The organism is Desulfuromonadaceae bacterium (assembly GCA_019429445.1).
Lineage (GTDB): Bacteria > Desulfobacterota > Desulfuromonadia > Desulfuromonadales > JAHYIW01 > JAHYIW01.
The window spans coordinates 18,656-36,578 of the sequence record JAHYIW010000010.1; the positions used below are offsets into that span (position 1 = coordinate 18,656).

General features: G+C 55.0%; 15 protein-coding genes and 1 pseudogene. 8 read left to right on the top strand and 8 right to left on the bottom strand.

Features of this window, described 5'->3' with window-relative positions; all coding sequences use genetic code 11:
* The first annotated feature begins 1 nt into the window (after window position 1).
* Genes K0A93_05180 through K0A93_05195 form a run of 4 tightly spaced genes read left to right on the top strand, consistent with a single transcriptional unit; the run spans window position 2 to window position 4,224 of the window.
* Window positions 2-895, top strand: a complete 894-nt coding sequence (locus K0A93_05180; GenBank protein ID MBW6511502.1) for an alpha/beta fold hydrolase — start codon at window positions 2-4, stop codon at window positions 893-895.
* The gene (locus K0A93_05185) at window positions 892-2,550 is read left to right on the top strand and encodes an AMP-binding protein (GenBank protein ID MBW6511503.1); all 1,659 of its coding nucleotides are present in this window, start codon (window positions 892-894) and stop codon (window positions 2,548-2,550) included. The genes K0A93_05180 and K0A93_05185 overlap by 4 nt, the downstream gene beginning before the upstream one ends.
* Window positions 2,547-3,536, top strand: a complete 990-nt coding sequence (locus K0A93_05190; protein MBW6511504.1) for an NAD-dependent epimerase/dehydratase family protein — start codon at window positions 2,547-2,549, stop codon at window positions 3,534-3,536. The genes K0A93_05185 and K0A93_05190 overlap by 4 nt, the downstream gene beginning before the upstream one ends.
* Before the next feature lie 13 nt (window positions 3,537-3,549).
* A complete protein-coding gene (locus K0A93_05195) occupies window positions 3,550-4,224 on the top strand; it encodes a 4'-phosphopantetheinyl transferase superfamily protein (protein MBW6511505.1) in 675 nt (224 codons plus the stop codon).
* Between the two features lie 36 nt (window positions 4,225-4,260).
* Here the strand turns inward: K0A93_05195 and K0A93_05200 are convergent, their stop codons facing one another.
* Complete coding sequence (locus tag K0A93_05200) at window positions 4,261-4,467, bottom strand: hypothetical protein (protein ID MBW6511506.1); 207 nt, start codon at window positions 4,465-4,467, stop codon at window positions 4,261-4,263.
* A gap of 439 nt (window positions 4,468-4,906) precedes the next feature.
* On the opposite strand from K0A93_05200, the pseudogene K0A93_05205 reads away from it, so the two are divergent.
* Window positions 4,907-5,158, top strand: a pseudogene (locus K0A93_05205) (transposase).
* Window positions 5,159-5,377: 219 nt separating this feature from the next.
* On the opposite strand, the gene K0A93_05210 reads toward K0A93_05205, so the two are convergent.
* The 5 genes from K0A93_05210 to K0A93_05230 form a co-directional block, all read right to left on the bottom strand.
* Window positions 5,378-5,722, bottom strand: coding sequence for a helix-turn-helix domain-containing protein (locus K0A93_05210; protein MBW6511507.1), 345 nt, complete (start codon window positions 5,720-5,722; stop codon window positions 5,378-5,380).
* Window positions 5,723-6,050: 328 nt separating this feature from the next.
* Window positions 6,051-6,266, bottom strand: coding sequence for a hypothetical protein (locus K0A93_05215; protein MBW6511508.1), 216 nt, complete (start codon window positions 6,264-6,266; stop codon window positions 6,051-6,053).
* A gap of 425 nt (window positions 6,267-6,691) precedes the next feature.
* Complete coding sequence (gene arsB / locus K0A93_05220) at window positions 6,692-7,747, bottom strand: ACR3 family arsenite efflux transporter (protein MBW6511509.1); 1,056 nt, start codon at window positions 7,745-7,747, stop codon at window positions 6,692-6,694.
* A gap of 88 nt (window positions 7,748-7,835) precedes the next feature.
* Entirely contained in the window at window positions 7,836-8,285 is a 450-nt protein-coding gene (locus K0A93_05225; GenBank protein ID MBW6511510.1) for an arsenate reductase ArsC, read from the bottom strand.
* A gap of 27 nt (window positions 8,286-8,312) precedes the next feature.
* Window positions 8,313-8,657 carry a metalloregulator ArsR/SmtB family transcription factor gene (locus tag K0A93_05230; GenBank protein MBW6511511.1) on the bottom strand — a complete coding sequence of 115 codons (345 nt, stop codon included), beginning with the start codon at window positions 8,655-8,657 and terminating at the stop codon, window positions 8,313-8,315.
* Between the two features lie 187 nt (window positions 8,658-8,844).
* Between K0A93_05230 and K0A93_05235 the strand changes: the two genes are divergently transcribed.
* Complete coding sequence (locus tag K0A93_05235; GenBank protein MBW6511512.1) at window positions 8,845-9,939, top strand: AAA family ATPase; 1,095 nt, start codon at window positions 8,845-8,847, stop codon at window positions 9,937-9,939.
* 49 nt (window positions 9,940-9,988) lie between these two features.
* Here K0A93_05235 and K0A93_05240 read toward each other — a convergent pair whose 3' ends face one another.
* Together K0A93_05240 and tgt are read right to left on the bottom strand one after the other, a co-directional pair.
* Window positions 9,989-10,786 (bottom strand): hypothetical protein, encoded by a 798-nt coding sequence (locus K0A93_05240; GenBank protein ID MBW6511513.1) that lies wholly within the window; start codon window positions 10,784-10,786, stop codon window positions 9,989-9,991.
* A 33-nt stretch (window positions 10,787-10,819) separates the two neighbouring features.
* Window positions 10,820-11,938 carry a tRNA guanosine(34) transglycosylase Tgt gene (gene tgt / locus K0A93_05245; GenBank protein MBW6511514.1) on the bottom strand — a complete coding sequence of 373 codons (1,119 nt, stop codon included), beginning with the start codon at window positions 11,936-11,938 and terminating at the stop codon, window positions 10,820-10,822.
* 122 nt (window positions 11,939-12,060) lie between these two features.
* Here tgt and K0A93_05250 point away from each other — a divergent pair, with 122 nt between their 5' ends.
* Together K0A93_05250 and K0A93_05255 are read left to right on the top strand one after the other, a co-directional pair.
* Window positions 12,061-14,085, top strand: a complete 2,025-nt coding sequence (locus K0A93_05250; protein MBW6511515.1) for an adenylate/guanylate cyclase domain-containing protein — start codon at window positions 12,061-12,063, stop codon at window positions 14,083-14,085.
* Between the two features lie 61 nt (window positions 14,086-14,146).
* Complete coding sequence (locus K0A93_05255) at window positions 14,147-17,893, top strand: hypothetical protein (protein ID MBW6511516.1); 3,747 nt, start codon at window positions 14,147-14,149, stop codon at window positions 17,891-17,893.
* Window positions 17,894-17,923: the final 30 nt, after the last annotated feature.

Genomic DNA, 17,923 nt, shown 5'->3' on the forward strand with positions numbered 1-17,923 from the left:
GATGACCGATCTTTATCCCTTTAAAAATAATTTTCTTGATCTAAACGGCCAGCAATATCACTACCTTGACGAGGGCAACGGCGATCCGGTCGTGATGGTGCACGGCAACCCGAGCTGGTCATTCTACTACCGCGATCTGGCCAAATCGTTACGCGAGCACTACCGCGTTATTGTTCCCGACCATATCGGCTGCGGACTTTCAGACAAACCGGGGGACGACGCTTACAGCTATACCCTCAAGCAACGGGTCGATGATCTTGAGTCGTTGCTTGACCAGCTGGAGGTGCGTTCACGCATCACGCTGGTGGTTCACGACTGGGGCGGCATGATCGGGATGGCCTACGCCAGCCGTCACCCGGAACGGATCGCGCGGCTGGTGATTCTCAATACCGCCGCTTTTCATCTCCCCGCCGGGAAGGCTTTCCCCCTGGCACTGAAAATCTGCCGCGCTACCGCGTTCGGCGCCTTCCTGGTGCAGCAACTGAATATGTTTGCCCTGCTGGCGGCCCGGGTCGGCTGCAAGCGTAACCCGCTGCCCCCCGCAATTCGCGGTGCCTACTGCGCCCCTTACGACACCCCCGCCAACCGCATCGCCACCCTGCGCTTTGTCCAGGATATCCCGCTCAAACCGGAAGATCCCGGCTACGCACTGATCAGCGAGATTGAGAGCGGGCTGGAACGTTTTGCCACCCTGCCGATGATGATCTGCTGGGGGCTGAAAGATTTCGTCTTTGACGTCCATTTTCTCAACGAATGGCAACGCCGTTTCCCGCATGCCGAAGTTCATGCTTTTGCCGATTGCGGTCACTATATTCTGGAAGATGCCAAAGAAGAGGTCATTCCGCTGATCACACAGTTTCTGGCTGCGCACCCCCTCGACGGAAAGACCCCGTGAAGCAGACCGTCTCCACCAACGTTGCCGCGCATCTGCCAAAGATGGCGCAACTCCAGCCGGAAACGCCAGCGATTCACATCCCGCGTAAAGGTTTCGGTCAACATTACGATCACTACTCCTTCGCCCAACTGGAGCAGGCCACTAATTGCATGGCGGCGGCGCTCGACGCGCTCGGCATCAAACGCGGCGTGCGTACGATCCTGATGGTCCCTCCCGGTTTCGACTTCTTCGCGCTGACCTTCGCGCTCTTCAAGATCGGCGCGGTGCCGGTTCTGGTCGATCCGGGGATGGGGCTCAAGAACCTCAAAACCTGCCTCGCCGAGGCCGCGCCACAGGCCTTTATCGGTGTTCCCAAAGCGCACCTTGCCCGGCTGCTCTTCGGTTGGGGTAAGCCCACGATCAAAATTCTGCTCACAGTTGGCCGCCGACCCGGTTGGGGAGGGACAACTCTGGAGCAGGCGCTGGCGACGATTCCGGCCGATCAGTCATACCCCGCCGCGCACACCACCCGCGACGAAACCGCTGCGATTCTCTTCACCAGCGGCAGCACCGGCGTGCCGAAAGGTGCCCTTTACAGTCACGGCAACTTCGCCGCCCAGGTGGAGGCGTTACGCGAGCTCTACGCTATTCGTCCAGGTGAGATCGATCTGCCGACCTTCCCCCTTTTCGCGCTCTTTGCCCCGGCGCTGGGGATGACATCGGTTATCCCGGAGATGGATTTTACCCGCCCCGCCGCTGTCGATCCGGTCAAAATTTTTGCCGCGATTGAAACCTTTCAGATTACGACCATGTTCGGTTCCCCGGCGCTGATCAACCGCCTCAGTCATTACGGTGTCACCCATAACGTCAAGTTGCCGAGCCTCAAACGGGTCATCTCCGCCGGAGCGCCGGTCGCGGCCGAAGTGTTGGAACGGTTCACGACCCTGCTCACCCCTGGCGTCGAAGTCTACACCCCTTACGGCGCCACCGAAGCGCTGCCGGTCTGCTCAATCGGCAGCACCGAAATTCTCGCCAGTACCCGTTTGGCAACCGCGCAGGGGCGCGGCGTTTGTGTCGGGCCGCCGGTAGCGTCGATTATGGCGGAAATAATTTCGATCACCGATGAACCCCTGCCCTGCTGGGATGATACGCTCAAGCTGGGCACCGATGAGATCGGCGAGATTGTGGTGCGCGGGCCGCAGGTAACGCAAAGTTATTTCAATCGCCCGCAATCGACCGCGCTGGCAAAGATCCCGATCCCGGAAGAGGACAGTTTTTTCCATCGTATGGGCGATCTCGGTTATCGCGATGAGCAGGGACGCATCTGGTTCTGCGGACGCAAGGCACACCGGGTGGTGACCGCCGCAGAGACCCTGTTCACCATCCCCTGTGAAGCAATTTTCAACACCCACCCGCAGGTTTTGCGCACCGCGCTGGTCGGCATCGGCACGCCTGGTCGGCAGCAACCGGTGCTCTGCATCGAGCTGGCACCGGGAACGCAGCGTTCAGCCCAGAGCCGCATCCTTGCAGAACTCCGCGTCATCGGTAGCGAACATCCAATCACCCGTCCGATTGACGACTTTTTGATCCATCCGGCCTTTCCGGTCGATATTCGTCACAATGCCAAGATTTTCCGTGAAAAACTGGCCCTCTGGGCGGCGGAGCGTTTGTCATGAGAGTGCTGGTCACCGGCGGCGGCGGTTTCCTCGGCAAGGCGATCTGCAAACTGCTGATCGAGCGCGGGGACGCCGTCCGTTCGTTCTCGCGCAACGCCCACCCGGCGCTGACCGCGCTGGGGGTAGAGCATCGGCAGGGAACGCTGAACGATAGCGAGGCGGTCAGAAATGCGGTGCAGGGATGCGAGCTGGTCTTTCACGTCGCTGCCAAGGCGGGGGTCTGGGGTCCGTATCAGGAGTTTTACGCGACGAATGTGCTCGGCACCGCACAGGTCATCGCCGCTTGCCGCGCGGAGGGGGTCCGGCGGCTGGTCTACACCAGCTCCCCGAGTGTGGTTTTTAACGGCACCGACATGGAAGGGATCAATGAATCGGCCCCTTACCCGCAGCACTTTGAGGCCTTTTACCCGCAAACCAAGGCGGCAGCTGAACAGTTGGTGTTGCGCGCCGCCGACGCGACACTGGCGACGGTCGCCCTGCGCCCCCACCTGATCTGGGGACCGGAAGACAACCACCTCGTCCCCCGGATTCTCGCGCGCGGCGCGACGGGACGCTTGCGCCGGATCGGCACCCGCCCCTGTCTGGTCGATACAATCTATATTGACAACGCCGCCCTGGCTCACCTGCAAGCGGCTGATCGACTCGACATCGGATCGACGCTATCGGGCAAGGCTTATTTTCTCTCCCAGGGTCAACCGCTGCCACTGTGGGATGTCGTCAATCACATCCTTGACGCTGGTGGACTGCCGCCGATCACCCGCAGCATCTCCCCGGCAGTGGCTTATTTCGTCGGTGCCGTACTGGAAAAGATTTATCCGCTGTTGCATGTGCCGGGCGAGCCGCCGATGACCCGTTTTGTTGCCCGCGAACTCTCGACCGCGCACTGGTTCGATCTTGGCGCGGCACGGCGGGATTTTGGTTATCAACCACAGGTGTCGTTTGACGAGGGGATTGAACGGCTACGCCAGTGGCTGGCAAAAACCTGAGCAGGTGACCGGCATGCCCTCTGTCCAACTCACCTGCTGGCAGCCGCCGCCAAACCGGCTTGATCTCGACGGACAAACCGCCCACCTCTGGCGTTTTCGTCTTGACCTTTCGGCGGCGGAGATTGGCACCTTGACGCATCTGCTCAGCGCCGAAGAACGGCATCGCGCCACGCGGCTGCGCGACCCGGCAAAAGGCGCTCACTTTATCGTCGGCCGGGGCCGCCTGCGCCAGATTCTGGCGCGCTACCTCGACTGCCCTCCCGCTGTTATCGAGTTTTCCAGCACTGCGCAGGGCAAACCATACCTGGCCGCGTGCAAAGGGCTTTCCTTCAATCTCGCTCATGCCGGTGACTGGGGGGTACTGCTGGTTGCTGCGGGCTTTGAGGTCGGCGTTGATGTTGAACAGATCGACCCGCAGCTGGATTTTGAACAGGTCATGGCGCGTTACTTTTCAGCAGCAGAAAAAAGTGCCATGCAGCGTTGTCCCACCCCGCGTCAGCGCCGCTTCTTCTTCCGGCTCTGGACCCGCAAGGAAGCGGGATTGAAATATCAGGGATGCGGATTTTCCGCCCCTTTATCCGCACCCGATAGCGGGGCGCTAAGCAGATCATTTACCCCGGCACGAGGATATCTCGGCGCGCTGACGGTAGCGCGTCGCATAGCTATTGTGCAACGCTGGGATTTTTGACTTGATCACCCACGGCTGAGGCGAGAAACGCTCGGCTTAGGGGCGAAATTTTTTGATTTGGACATCCTTCATTATTTTGTAATGCTTGTCGTTGCCAGTGAGCAGCGGAAGACCGTAGGCGACAGCAGTTGAACCAATCAGGGCATCGGCAAGTTGCACAGAGTAACTCAAGAAATGTTGCTCAACGGCAAACATGGCTTTGGCCGAAATTTCTTCCGTATACACAGGCTTGACGCGTTCCATGCGTGAAGAGCCTGGCGCAGACTGTTCAGTTCGTTTTTGTTTCTCATCCCCTGGACAAGGTCCATGTAAGTGATAACGGAAAGAGAAAAACTTTCCAGATTTTCTATGGTTTTAAATGCCTTTTCATTGCCACGCAGATACCAGACAAGTACGTCAGTATCGACCATTAACATTAAAATCGTCCTTTTCTTAAATTTTTGACATATTCATCGACGTTTTGAGATTGGTCATGGTCGCTCCACATGCCAAACATGTCTGATCGTCCAATGCCGCGAACGATTGCGTGTCGTAACAGCCCGGAATGTCTATTTGTGTGTGTTTTGGCAAGTTGGGAGTAGAACCGATAATGGGTAAATGTCAAAACCCCCCTGTGTCAGGATAGATGTCGCCTCTCGTTGTAAAATTTTGTGTTAACTTGTGGGGCAAAAAGAGAGAGTCGATGAACGCCAAATACTCCAACGAATTTAAGCAGAGCATTATTGCCAAGCTCCTGCCTCCGCAGAATGTCAGTGTCCCTGACATGGTGAAAGAGACTGGGATTCCCAGAGACACTCTGTACACTTGGAAACGCCAATACCGTCACGTTCAAGGCGAACTTGATGCGAACAAAAACCAACAAGCAGGCAGCTTGACCAACGAAGAGAAGCTCTCTATCGTGATCGAGACGGCCAGTCTCAGCGAAGTTGAGCTGGTGCCCGGATATATGCGGCATCGGTCAGGTACTTTAACCACTTACCAGAACCGTGGTGAGGGTGCTCTTTTGTCAGTTCTTCAACAATGGCGGGGAAGGTTAAACTCTCTGGGTGTAAATCAATCATGGCGTGCGCCCCTGTTCGCCCCTGAAAGTATCCCGCGCCAACCGGTCAGGGTGTCCGGCTTTTCGCTCCGTCGAGCTAGGCGCGGGGTGCTGTTACAGCAGCATGCGATAATCACAATTCAGGACAGCAGCAAGGCGGCGGGCGGTGGCCTTGCCGATAGGGCGCTTGCTGTTCTCCATTTCGGACAGGTGACGGCGCGGCACTCCGGCGGCGGTGGCAAGCTGCTCCTGTGTCAATCCCTCGCGGTGCCGGTATCCTCGCAGGGTGACAGCGGAACGGCTTTCACCTTGGAAATGCTCGTTGAAAAACTCATCGGCGGTGACGTCGTGGAGTTCTTCGGCTCCGATCTCTTTCGCGTAGTTGCGCAAGCGGTCAATCGTTCCAGGGTTTCCAGTGAACCGGGCTTCAATAGTGTGCGTTTTCGTGTGTTCCTGCATAAATCACCTCAATCAGTTTTATTTCTTGGTTCTCTATTTTCCAGACGGCAACATAACAGGGGCGGCCTTTTTTCAGGTGGCAGTGGTGCCGGTCGCCGCTTAACTTGGAATAGTTGGGCCAGTCGCCGCGAACATGGCCAAAGCGTTCTATTTCGCCAATCAATGCTTGCAGCGCGTCCCGCACTTTGCGGGGTAATTTTGTCGCCTGCTTGTTCGCCTGTCGCGATATGGTCACCTTCCATGACATACTTATTGTGTACCTTTTTTTAGTACAGTGTCAACATTTTCTGGCATTGTGTCTTTGCCAAGTTGTCGGCTTAAAGGGGTCTCACTGGTGCAGATAAACAACCTTTGCCGGTGCATCTCCGGTGACGATCTCGTTAAGCTTACGCTCCCATGCCAGAGCGGCCCGGCGGCGTTCATCAAGATACTGGTGGCGGTTGTAGGTTCCGATAATACCGACTTTAACGCGGCCCTGTGCAGCGTTTATAACTTCGTCCGAAAAACCGAGGTCTGCAAGGCGCGTGGCATGCGTCCGGCGCAAGTCATGCAGTACGAATTTTTGAAGCGGGCTCGGCTATCAAGGCGAGTTAAAATTCATAAAAATGAACTCATGGCGCAATGCGGCCAGCCCCTTGGCGAATTACGCTTTACTCAACCGGTATTTAAGGGAAGAGGGTCTCTTTGAAATAGAAGCAGTACAAACCGGGTACCTGCCTCAGAAATATTGAGGTGAAGAATAGACAGGAGCCGTATACGAGGCCCGTACGTACGGTTTTGTGAGAGGGTTGATGGTGCAGTACCAATTGAAATACCAAGTTTACAGAAATTCACGTTTCAAATAATTTTCCGGGGCTGTTCAGCGTGGTGGCTGTGGTTTTGCCGCCGCCGCGCTTGCCGGTGAAAAAAGTTTTTCAAAACTTTGCACTCGGAAAGATCCATTGATGGCTCTCTTTTGCGGGAGAAGGGTCAGAGTGTAGCCTGACCTTGAAAATAGCGTCGCTGAAACCAGAAGGCGACATGCACCAGGCCGATCATCACCGGCACTTCGACTAGCGGGCCGATCACCGCGGCGAAGGCGGCGCCGGAATTGATGCCGAAGACGGCGATGGCCACCGCGATGGCCAGCTCGAAATTGTTGCTGGCGGCGGTAAAGGCCAGAGTTGTCGTTCGGCTGTAGTCGGCACCGACCTTCCTGCCCATGTAGAAGGAGACCAGAAACATCAGCACGAAGTAGATCAGCAGTGGAATGGCGATGCGTACCACGTCCATGGGGATCTGCACGATCAACTCACCTTTGAGGCTGAACATCACCAGGATGGTGAAGAGCAGGGCGATCAGGGTGAGCGGGCTGATCTTCGGTACCACCTCTGCATGATAGCGTTCGCGTCCCATGATTTTGACCCCGATCAAACGGGTCAACGCCCCGGCCAGAAAGGGGATGCCGAGGTAGATGAAGACACTTTGCGCAATCTCGCCGATGGTGATGTCGACCACCGCCCCTTCCAGACCGAACAGCGGTGGCAGCACGCTGATGAAAAACCAGGCGTAGACGCTGAAAAAGAGCACCTGAAAAATACTGTTGAAGGCGACCAGCCCGGCGGCGTATTCGCTGTTGCCGTCGGCCAGCTCGTTCCAGACGATGACCATGGCGATGCAGCGCGCCAGGCCGATCATGATCAGCCCGACCATGTACTCGGGATAGTCCTGCAGGAAAACGATGGCGAGGATGAACATCAGAATCGGGCCGATCACCCAGTTCTGCACCAGCGAAAGACCGAGGATCTTCTTGTTGCGGAAGACGTCGGGCAACTCCTCGTAGCGGACCTTGGCAAAGGGCGGGTACATCATCAGGATCAGGCCGACGGCGATGGGGATGTTGGTGGTGCCGACGGTGAACAGGTCGACGAAGTCCTTGACGCCGGGAACCAGCCAGCCAGCGCCGACGCCAATTGCCATGGCGACGAAGATCCACAGGGTCAGATAACGGTCGAGAAACGAGAGTTTGCGGGTCAGGGTCGACATAACGGGTTTCCTTGTAGGGGCAGACCACTGTGTCTGCCGGGTTTTGGGTTATCCAAGGACAGTTCAGGGCGAACACAGGGGGTCGCCCCTACGATGCCAAATCCTTATCGAAAAAATCCTTCATCGTCCGGCGAATTTCATCGCGTACCCGGCGGTATTCCGGCAACACTTCTGCCTCACTGCCGGGCAGCCGCGACGGGTCGTCAAAGCCGATGTGCAGCCGCTGAACGCCGCCGAAAAAGAGCGGACATTTTTCGTTGGCGTCGCCGCACAGGGTGATCACGTAGTCAAAATCCTCACTGGTGAATTCGTCGAGGATCTTGGAACGGTGCGCGGAAAGGTCGATGCCGATCTCGGCCATGACGTTGGCCGCCAGTGGGTTGACCCGGGTCGCTTCGGTGCCGGCGGAGAACGCCTCGATCCGGTCACTGAGAAAGTGGTTTGCCAAACCTTCGGCCATCTGCGAACGGCAGGAGTTGTGGGTACAAAGAAACAGAACGCGTTTTTTAGTCAACTCGGTAATCCTTTCTATCCGCATAAGCAGATATTATGGCGGCAAAAAAAATCAGCAGAGTGGTTTTTTCTGCCCGTCTTGAAAAGAGCCAAGCCTGTCGATAGCTGCGGCGTGTTCCGCCAGGTTGCAGAGTAATGTTTCAAGCAGTGGTTTAATCCTCTTCACCGCCAGGTTTCCGTCATCATTGAGGCGATAGTACATCCAGACCCCGTGGCGGCGATCCGTGACCCAGCCACAGTTGCGCAGGGTGGCCAGATGGCGCGAGACGGTTGATTGCGGAAGTTCGAGTGCGGCAATCAACTCACACACGCACAGTTCACCCTCCAGTAACAGGGCCAGAATGCGCAGGCGGGTTTCGTCGGCGAGGGCTTTAAAGAGTCTGGCTTCATTTTTCATGAAGAAAACATATTCGTGTATGCGGATATTGTCAAGATGAATTTGAAAAGATTTTCATTCGGTGTTGAATCCGGGCGGAGAATGCTTCATAATCCCGGCTATGCCGTCAAGGTTTTCTAAATCCCCGTGGATTTTCCCCCGACGTTAGGAGCCGTTCTGCCGCTGACCGGTGAGAGAGAGAAATTTAATGGCCAAAAAAATATTTATTTCCGCGACCGGACAGGATTGTGGCAAGACCACGACCAGTTTGTCGCTGTTGCATCTGGCGCGGGAAAAATATGCGCGGATCGGTTTTATCAAGCCGATTGGACCGAAGCCGGTTGACTGGCGCGGGCATCGGATCGATATGGATCCGGCAACGATTGCCGCGGTTTACGGGTGGGAGGAGAAGGTTGAGCTGATGTGCCCGGTGGTGATCGAGCCGGGGATGACGCAGCAATTTCTGCGTGGAGAACTGCCGGTTCAGAGGTTGGAGGATAAAATTCTCGCGGCGGTTAAGCGGCTGGAAAATGAATGTGATTTTCTGATCATTGAAGGTGCGGGGCACAGCGGCGTCGGTGCGGTGATCGGGTTGAGTAACGCCCGGGTGGCGGCATTGGTTGGTGCTCCGGTGATGATGGTCACCGGCGGCGGCGTCGGGAGTGTGGTCGATGCGGTGGCGATGAATCTGGCTCTTTACCGCCAGGAAAACGCCGAGGTACGGGCGCTGGTGGTCAACAAACTGACTCCTGCGAAACGTGACCGCACCCTTGAATATCTGCGGCTGGCGTTTCGCGAGCAGAACTTTGCAGTGCTGGGAGGATTCAATTATCAACCGATTCTCGCTGATCCGACGATCACGCGGTTGGCGCGGGTCCTCAATCTTCAGGTACAGGGCAATCAGCAGGAGTTGATGCGGATTATTCACCACGTGCAGATCGCTGCCGCCTCGACCCAACGGGTTTTTGATACGATGCAGGACTCGACGATGTTGATCGTTACCAGCTCGCGGGATGAACTGCTGGTGACCCTCTCCAACCTTTACGAGATGGAAGAATATCATGACAAGATTGCCGGGCTGGTCATCGCCGGAGTTGCGCCGGTTGCCAAGACGACACAACTGATTCTGGACAAGAGCAACATCCCTTATTTGCGCACGCCGCGCACCACGGCGGATATTTTTCTGGAATTTACCGCAGACGTATCGAAACTGACCGCTGAAGATACGGAAAAAATATCGCTGATTCATCAACTGGCTGAGTTGAGATACGATTTCGCCGAGATCGACCGATTGTTTGCCTGATTCTGTTTCCCCCCCCCAATTCTTCCTCGTCACGAATCTTTCCTTTCATTCAGCGTCCTTGACGACGCTTAAGCTCCGTTGCGACCAACTTTTTTTGCGCCGGACTCAGCTGCCGGGAGATGAGCAGGGTGTTGATCTCGGGAGTGCGCAGTTGCGGCAGAAACAGGGTGAACCAGATTGCCGGGGTGCGGCGGTTTTTAAGGATCGCCGTGCGCAGGTTTGGGCGGCTTTTCCATTTGGGGTGACGCGCGATGGCGGAGATCGCTGCGGCGCTTGCTTGCGGACCGTTGATGAACTGGACAATGGAAACTTCCTTAAGGCGAGGGTTTGACAGGCAAGGGTCCAGCAACTGTGGATCTCCCTCTTTCAACAGGGCGTCGAGCAACGCTGTTGTGCCGCGCCGGGCCAGGGTCAGCTTGTTGCCGAGAGGGATTTCGGGCAGACGTTTGATGATGGCGCGTTCCGCGGCGTACTTCTGGTCGGGAGTGACGCCGGGCAGATAACAGAGATTGAGCAGTTCAAAGAGATAAAGGTGCGGAATAAGCGACAGCACGATCTGGCCGGGGGTGGCGGGGTTCTTGACCAGCGCCAGTTTTAACTCACGATTCTTGCCGGTCAATTCCAGGCGGTAGATCGCTTTAAGTAAATCCTCGGGCAAGTCACGGCGCTTGAGTAGCGCCAGCAAGTGGTCAACCGCGAGATTGCGATTTTTCAGCAGGGCGCGTAACACCTCCGGCGCGGGGTCGAGAATGATCTGGAAGAGATGCTCGTGGTCGGCGCTCAAAGCCGACTGCAAACGCCTGACAAGTTCCGGGGCGAAGCCCGCTTTGAAGTCCGCAATGCTCATGACGAACAATTATCGAAGATCAACGGGCTAAGGTCAAGGCTTCTGGTCTTCAGAGAGATATTCGCCGAGAAAGTCGGCCTTGAACGCCTTGAAATCGTGGCGCTCGATGGCGGCCCGTGTTTCCGCCATCATATTGAGATAAAAACGGACGTTATGGATCGCGGAGAGGGTTGCGGAAAGAATTTCGTTGGCATTGAAAAGATGGTGCAGGTAAGCGCGAGTGAAGTTGCGACAACAGTAACAGTCGCACGACGGATCGACCGGAAAGAAGTCCCGCCGGTAGCGGCGCAAAGTCAGGCGGATCTTGCCGCGCCGGGTAAAGAGGGTCGCGCTGCGGGCGTAACGGGTGGGGATGACACAGTCGAACATATCCATGCCGCGTTCGACGCTTTCGAGGATATCTTCGGGCAAACCGACCCCCATCAGATAACGGGGTTTGTCCTCTGGCAAAAAAGGTGCGGTGTAGTCGACCACCTTTTTCAACAGCTCCAGCCCTTCGCCGACACTGACGCCGCCAATGGCATAGCCGGGGAACGCCATCCCGGTCAGAGCTTTGGCACAGTCGCGGCGGAGATCATCGTAGACTCCACCTTGCACGATGCCGAACAGGGCCTGATCGGAACGCGCATGAGCCCCCAGGCATTCTTCCGCCCAGCGCAGCGTCTTGTGGATCGATTGCGCGGCATAGTCATGGGTGGTCGGGTAGGGGATACATTCGTCAAAAGCCATAATGATGTCGGCACCCAGATCGTTCTGGATCGCCATGGCTTCTTTGGGGCCGAGAAAGATCCGCTCGCCGGATACTTCGCTGCGAAAGAAGACGCCGGTCTCCGTTATCTCGTTTTTCGGTAGCGAAAAGACCTGGAAGCCGCCACTGTCAGTCAAAATCGGCTTGTTCCAGTGCATGAACTTATGCAGACCGCCAGCTTTCTTGACCAGACCTTCGCCCGGTTTGAGATGCAGGTGGTAGGTGTTTGCAAGGATGATCTGGGCCTGCGTTTCTTCAACCTGGGCCGGGGTCATCGCCTTGAGTGCGCCGTGGGTGCCGACCGGCATGAAGATCGGCGTTTCAATAGCACCGTGCGGGGTCGTCAGTCGCCCGCGGCGGGCGGCACTGTCAATGTCGGTGGCGAGCAGCTCGAAGTGAAACATGGGGAGTCCTTCCCGGAGAAGAGAATGGCGGGACTTTAGCAGAAGCGCCCGTTCGGTGCAACCTGTTCCTGCCGTCCGGCGTGGTGAAAAAATGTGGGGAATCAGATGAAATGTGACTTTACATGAACCTTTTCTGTTGCTACTTTGCAAAGATGAATAAAACCAGGGTGTTAATCATTTTTTTCACTTCGCTGGTGATTCTCTTCACGGTCTTCCTTTATTATCGTCAGACCGGTCTGTTTGAAGGATTCGAAGCGCGAACCTACGATTTTCGGTTTAAAACGGTGCGTGGGGCTCTCGAACCACATCCCGCTATCGTCATTGTTGCGATTGATGACAAAAGTGTCGCTGAACTTGGACGTTTTCCGTGGACCCGCACCCGTTTTGCGCAATTTGTCGATCTGGCGACTGCCGCCGGGGCCAAGTCAATCTTTCTGGATGCGTTTTTTCCCGAGGTGGAGATTCCGGAGGCTGACCAGGCCTTAGCCTCAGCGCTACGGCGTTCGGGAAAAACAACGCTGGCGATGGCGTTTGAGTTTGGTCCCGACGGACACGTTGCAGGGATCACGCGGAGTTTGCCTGCATTGCAGGAGGCGTCCCGTTATACCGCACACATCAATATGACCCCCGACGATGACGGTGTCGTGCGCTGGGTACCGTTGCTTCTTTCCGACGGGGAGATGTTTGTTGCTTCATACGCCCTGAGCGCGGCCCGGGCGGCCCTTGATGTTGAATCGATTGTGCCGGGTGCTTATGATATTACGGTTGGTAACCGGTCAGTGCCGACCGATGGCGACTATTATTATCTGATTAACTATATTGGCCCGCCAGGAACCTATCCCCGCTATTCATTCAGTGATGTGCTTAATGGCACGGTCGGCGCGGCGGAGCTGAAAGACAAGTTGGTCCTGGTCGGAGCAACCTCGCTCGGTATTTACGATATGCGGGTGACCCCCTTTTCGAATAACTCGCCCGGGGTCGAAGTGCATGCCAATGTCGTCGATAATATCCTGTCACAGCGGTTTATTCAGCATGGCGGTTACGAGTCGCTGATCAATCTGGTGGCGATCATCACCCTCGGCATTATCGCGGCGTTCGTAACACTCAGTCTGCGCCATTCGATCTCCCTGCCACTTATTGCGCTGCTCATGTTCGGCCATGCGGGATTCGCCTACTTCTTTTTCCTCAAAGGACATTGGATCAGCATTGTTTATCCTGAACTCAGCGTGGTCCTGTCATTTTGTGCGACGGCCTATCTGCGTTTTTTCTTTCTCGACCGCAAGACCCGGCAAATTCGTGGCATGTTTTCCAGTTACGTTTCAAAGTCGGTGGTTGATCGACTGATTCAGGACCCCAGCCAGGCGAAGATCGGTGGTGAAAACCGGCAGCTGACAATTCTCTTTTCCGATGTGCAAAACTACACCGGTTTCAGTGAAAAATTACCACCGGAAGAGGTGGTCAGGATTCTCAATCAATATCTGGCGGAGATGACACACGTGATCATGGATCAGGAGGGGACCCTCGATAAATTTATCGGCGACGGGATTATGGCTTTCTGGGGCGCGCCGGTCGACCAGCCGCGTCATGCTGAGCTTGCTGTCGATTGCGCGGTGCGCATGGCGGCCAAGATGGACGAGTTATGTGCAAAGTGGCGCGGTCTCGGCCAACAGGAGCTCTCGGTGCGGATCGGTATCAATAGCGGCGACGTGGTCGTCGGCAATATCGGTGCCGAGGGGAAAAAGATGGAATATACGGCCATTGGTGATAATGTCAACCTGGCTTCACGTCTGGAGGCGATCAATAAACTTTACGGCACCCGTATTCTGATCAGTGACTCGACCCGACAGCTGCTGCCGGTGAACAAATATGTTCTGCGTGAAGTTGATTTTGTGCGCGTCAAGGGGAAAGAACGGCCGCTGGCAATATTTGAGGTGATGACCTGTCATGCTGACGCGGCGACTGCATTTCACGATGCGCTGATGTTATACCGGCAGCGCAAGTTCCTCGACGCCCAGCAAGCTTTTGCCGCGCTCGTCGAACGTTACAACGATCGGCCATCAGAATTGTACTGCCAGCGCTGCCAGGAATACCTTGATACCCCTCCCGAGGAAGATTGGGACGGATCTTATACGGCGCTGCGCAAGTAAAATTTCTCCTCCATTGATTTTTTGTTTTGTGTCATAATTAAAGACTACGGATTTTTTGCATATGAGTTTATTTATTGCTTTGCTGAAGGACGACAAAATGCCGATATCGAAATACTTCTCATGGCTGCTGGCGGGCGTGTTTTTATGTGGTTTGAACGGGGTTGCCGGTGCTGCCTTTCAGCAGGTAAATTTTATCGGTCAAGTTCCCTGTCAGCCCCCGGAAAAAATAGCTGTCGATCAGGAAGGTCGTATCTATGTCACGACAGAAAATGGCGCGGCATTTGTTCTTGATCAGGAAGGGAAGGTCCTCTTTACCCTGGGAAAGCCCGGCAGCCGTCGACCGGAAGTTGAAAAGGCATCCGGGATCGCGCTTTACGGCGATACAGTTTATGTCGCTGATCGTGGTCTGGATCGCATTGCGATGTTTACGCGTGACGGTGAATTCCTGGGGAGCTTCGGCGCGGACGGCAGCGACCCGAAGGAATTTGACGATCCCCGCGGGATTGCGATCTTTGATGGCAATATCTTCGTTGCGGACACCGATAATGCGCGGATACAGATCTTCGGCCCGAACGGTGTTTTTCTTGGTTTTATCGGCAACGACGGCAAGGGTGATGCCCGTCTGCGCAAGCCGGTCGATTTGACGCTTGATTATCAGGGCAACCTGTATGTCGTCGATGCCGGGGACGATATGGTCAAGATTTACGATCCAGCGGGAAGATACCTTGGTAAAGTTGGAGGTCTGAGTGAACCCTGTGCCATAGCGATGAATGACGGCGGTTTTTATATTGCTGATCGCGATGCTTATAACGTCACCAAATTCGACCTGTCCGGCAAGCAGCTTCTGCGTTTCGGGACGAAAGGGAATGGGCGTGCGCAATTTCAGAAAATCAGTGGTTTGTCGGTTGATGCCGCCGGGCAGCTTTACGTGGCCGACCTCAAGAATAAAAATATCCAGATTTTTGCCATGGAGAACGGGACAAAGATTGCCCATACAGATCGGAATCCTCCCCTCACCTCAGTGAAATGGCTGGGCGACGCTGCTCTTGAAGCGCATCATCTCTATTGGGATGCCAGCGATAAACGCCTGCTGGCGGTCGATAGTAAAAAGAACCTGCTCAATATTTATCGTGATCTGAAGCTGGATAAAAGCATTCGTGTGAAGGGCTGGGAACCTGTAGCGGCGGCGGTTGACCCCCAGGGAAACATCTGGGCGCTTGATCGCGATAAAGGGCGTTTGTTGAAACTTGCCGATGATGGCGCGGTGCTGCTTTCGGTCGGAGAATCAGGGCGCCGCAACGGCAGTTTTTCAAAGCCAAGCGATCTGGCTATTTCTCGCGAGGGGATTATTTATGTAGCTGACACCGGAAATGAACGTATTCAGGTGTTCAATACCGATGGCGTGTTTTTGGCTGTATTAGGGAAAAATACCGGGCGTTTGGTCGTTGAGGAGCCGATTGCGATCAAAATCGGTCCGAACAAAAACCTCTATGTGCTGGACAATGAGCGCAGGGCAGTGGTGGTCTTTTTCCCTGACGGCAAACCGGCCTATGAATTTGGTGGCGGAAAAGACAAGGACGCTCTGCAAGGGCCGGTCAATCTGGCGGTAACGAACGACGAAGTTTTTGTACTGGATACCAAAACCAGTGATGTCAAGGTTTATGCTCTTGACGGAACCTTGTCGCGCCGGTTTGGTGCTCCCGGAACGGGAAAGGGGGATTTTAGCCGACCGACGGCAATGGTCCCCCTTGATGCCATCACTTTTGTCGTTGCCGACGCCGCTGGCAAGCGACTTCAGACTTTTCAAACCATCTATACACCCACTGCGGTGACCGAGTTGCAAGCGAGTGAGGGGATGCGTCAGGTGCGTCTTGACTGGTCGGTCAGCCCTTATTCCTACGTCACAGCATATCGAGTATATCGTGCCAATGCCGTCGATGGGCCTTTTGATAAACTGACTGAAACCAGCTCCAGTTCCTATCTTGATACGGCTGTTGAGCCGCAAACCGCGTATTACTATCGGGTCAGTGCCCTGGCCAAGGGAGGGAATGAAGGGGCGCGTACCGCCGCTGTCAATGCGACCCCCGCGCGCGCTGAGGTTGCTCCCCTGAATAATGTGCGGGCGGTTACGCAGGAATGGTCGGTTGAGCTGCAATGGGATGAGTGCAAAGCCCCATTTTTCGACCACTATAATATCTACCGTAATGTGAGTGGTGAATTTACCAAGGCTGGAGAGAGTAAGGAACCGATCTACGTGGCGACCGGGCTTGACCCGTCGACCGAGTATGCCTTCCGCGTTTCCGCTGTCAGTATCGATCAAATGGAAACTGTGCCGGTAGAGATCAAGGCAATAACCCAAATCGCAACCCGGCCTCCGATTGAGTATGCAGCGATTAATATCAGCAATGTTTTTTCAAATACCTACAAGCTCTACGAAAACGAAGGCATTGGCGTGCTGACGGTTGCCAATAATACGCGCGCCCGGATCGCCAGTCTCAAGGTGAAGTTTAAAATCAAGGATTTTATGGATTTCCCGACAGAAGTCGAGATTAAGGACCTGGGCCCACGTTCGAGTGCCGAGGTGGTATTGAAGGCGGTATTCAACAACAAAATTCTGGATGTCACCGAAGATACCCCGGTGCAGACAGAGATTGAAATTTCTTACTACGAAAATGATAGTCTGAAGACCTTTACCCGTAATCATACGATCAATATTTACGAAAAACATCGGATGATGTGGGATGTGCGGGAACGCTTTGCGACATTTATCGCACCGAAGGATAGCGTTATCCTCGAATTCGTGCGTACAATCACGACCCAGTATCCTGAGGTTGATGATCCCCTGTTATATGCCGGAGTCCTTTTTGACGCCCTCGGTGTGGTTGGGTTGACGTACATGCAGGATCCCTCCAATCCCTACCAGAAAACATCGGAACATACTGATTTCATAGATTACATTCAGTATCCACGGGAAACGTTGCAGCGCCGTTCGGGGGACTGTGATGACCTGGTTGCGCTCTACAGCTCAATGATGGAGAGTATCGGGGTGCGGACCAAGGCGGTGGAGGTTCCGGGGCATATGTTCATGATGTTTGCAACGCCCCTTGATTTTGCCAGCCGACCGGAGTCAATGACCGATCTTTTTGTCGTTGATGAGGAGATGCTCTGGATTCCGGTAGAGGTGACGATGGTCGGTTCATCGTTTCTCAAAGCATGGGAAAAGGGGGGTAAAAATTACCGTGACTGGGCCGGTCGCGGGTTGACGACGATGGATATTCGCGCAGCATGGGGAAAGTTTAAACCCGCCAGTTTGCCAAGTATCGACTGGCGCCCGCAACCGGTCAAACGAAGCGAAATTGAAAAAAAATTCGATGAGCTGAAGAGTCTCAAGAAGATCCGCATGGGATATCTCACCAAGGCGTTGGTCGATACCGTGCGTGCGGAACCTGACAACTATGCGCCGATGTTGCAACTCGGTATCGTCTACGCTGAAGAGGGGGAACTGGACGAGGCTTCACGAATGTTGTTGAAAGCCGAAGAACTCGCCCCTGGGGATGCGTCAATTAAAAACAATCTGGGGAATGTAAATTATTTGCAGGAAGATGTTGATCAGGCGTTATACTATTATCGATTGGCCGCTGAACTCGACGCGGAGGACCCCTACATCCAGGTCAATCTGGCTCGGGCTTATCTGGGGAAGGATATGAAAGCAGAGGCCGTGAACGCATTTAAACGAGCCATGGAAATGGATATAACGATTGCCACAAAATATCGGAAACTGGCGCTCGAACTGACCGGGCCGATTTGAACAGGGTGATAACAGGGCTACATTACGGGA

Coding starts and splice junctions, on each gene's coding strand:
- K0A93_05180 (MBW6511502.1), top strand. CDS start 2: ATGACCGATCTTTATCCCTTTAAAAATAATTTTCTTGATCTAAACGGC.
- K0A93_05190 (MBW6511504.1), top strand. CDS start 2,547: ATGAGAGTGCTGGTCACCGGCGGCGGCGGTTTCCTCGGCAAGGCGATC.
- arsB (MBW6511509.1), bottom strand. CDS start 7,747: ATGTCGACCCTGACCCGCAAACTCTCGTTTCTCGACCGTTATCTGACC.
- tgt (MBW6511514.1), bottom strand. CDS start 11,938: ATGTTTCACTTCGAGCTGCTCGCCACCGACATTGACAGTGCCGCCCGC.
- K0A93_05225 (MBW6511510.1), bottom strand. CDS start 8,285: ATGCGGATAGAAAGGATTACCGAGTTGACTAAAAAACGCGTTCTGTTT.
- K0A93_05195 (MBW6511505.1), top strand. CDS start 3,550: ATGCCCTCTGTCCAACTCACCTGCTGGCAGCCGCCGCCAAACCGGCTT.
- K0A93_05255 (MBW6511516.1), top strand. CDS start 14,147: ATGAGTTTATTTATTGCTTTGCTGAAGGACGACAAAATGCCGATATCG.
- K0A93_05200 (MBW6511506.1), bottom strand. CDS start 4,467: ATGGAACGCGTCAAGCCTGTGTATACGGAAGAAATTTCGGCCAAAGCC.
- K0A93_05240 (MBW6511513.1), bottom strand. CDS start 10,786: ATGAGCATTGCGGACTTCAAAGCGGGCTTCGCCCCGGAACTTGTCAGG.
- K0A93_05250 (MBW6511515.1), top strand. CDS start 12,061: ATGAACCTTTTCTGTTGCTACTTTGCAAAGATGAATAAAACCAGGGTG.
- K0A93_05235 (MBW6511512.1), top strand. CDS start 8,845: ATGGCCAAAAAAATATTTATTTCCGCGACCGGACAGGATTGTGGCAAG.
- K0A93_05230 (MBW6511511.1), bottom strand. CDS start 8,657: ATGAAAAATGAAGCCAGACTCTTTAAAGCCCTCGCCGACGAAACCCGC.
- K0A93_05210 (MBW6511507.1), bottom strand. CDS start 5,722: ATGCAGGAACACACGAAAACGCACACTATTGAAGCCCGGTTCACTGGA.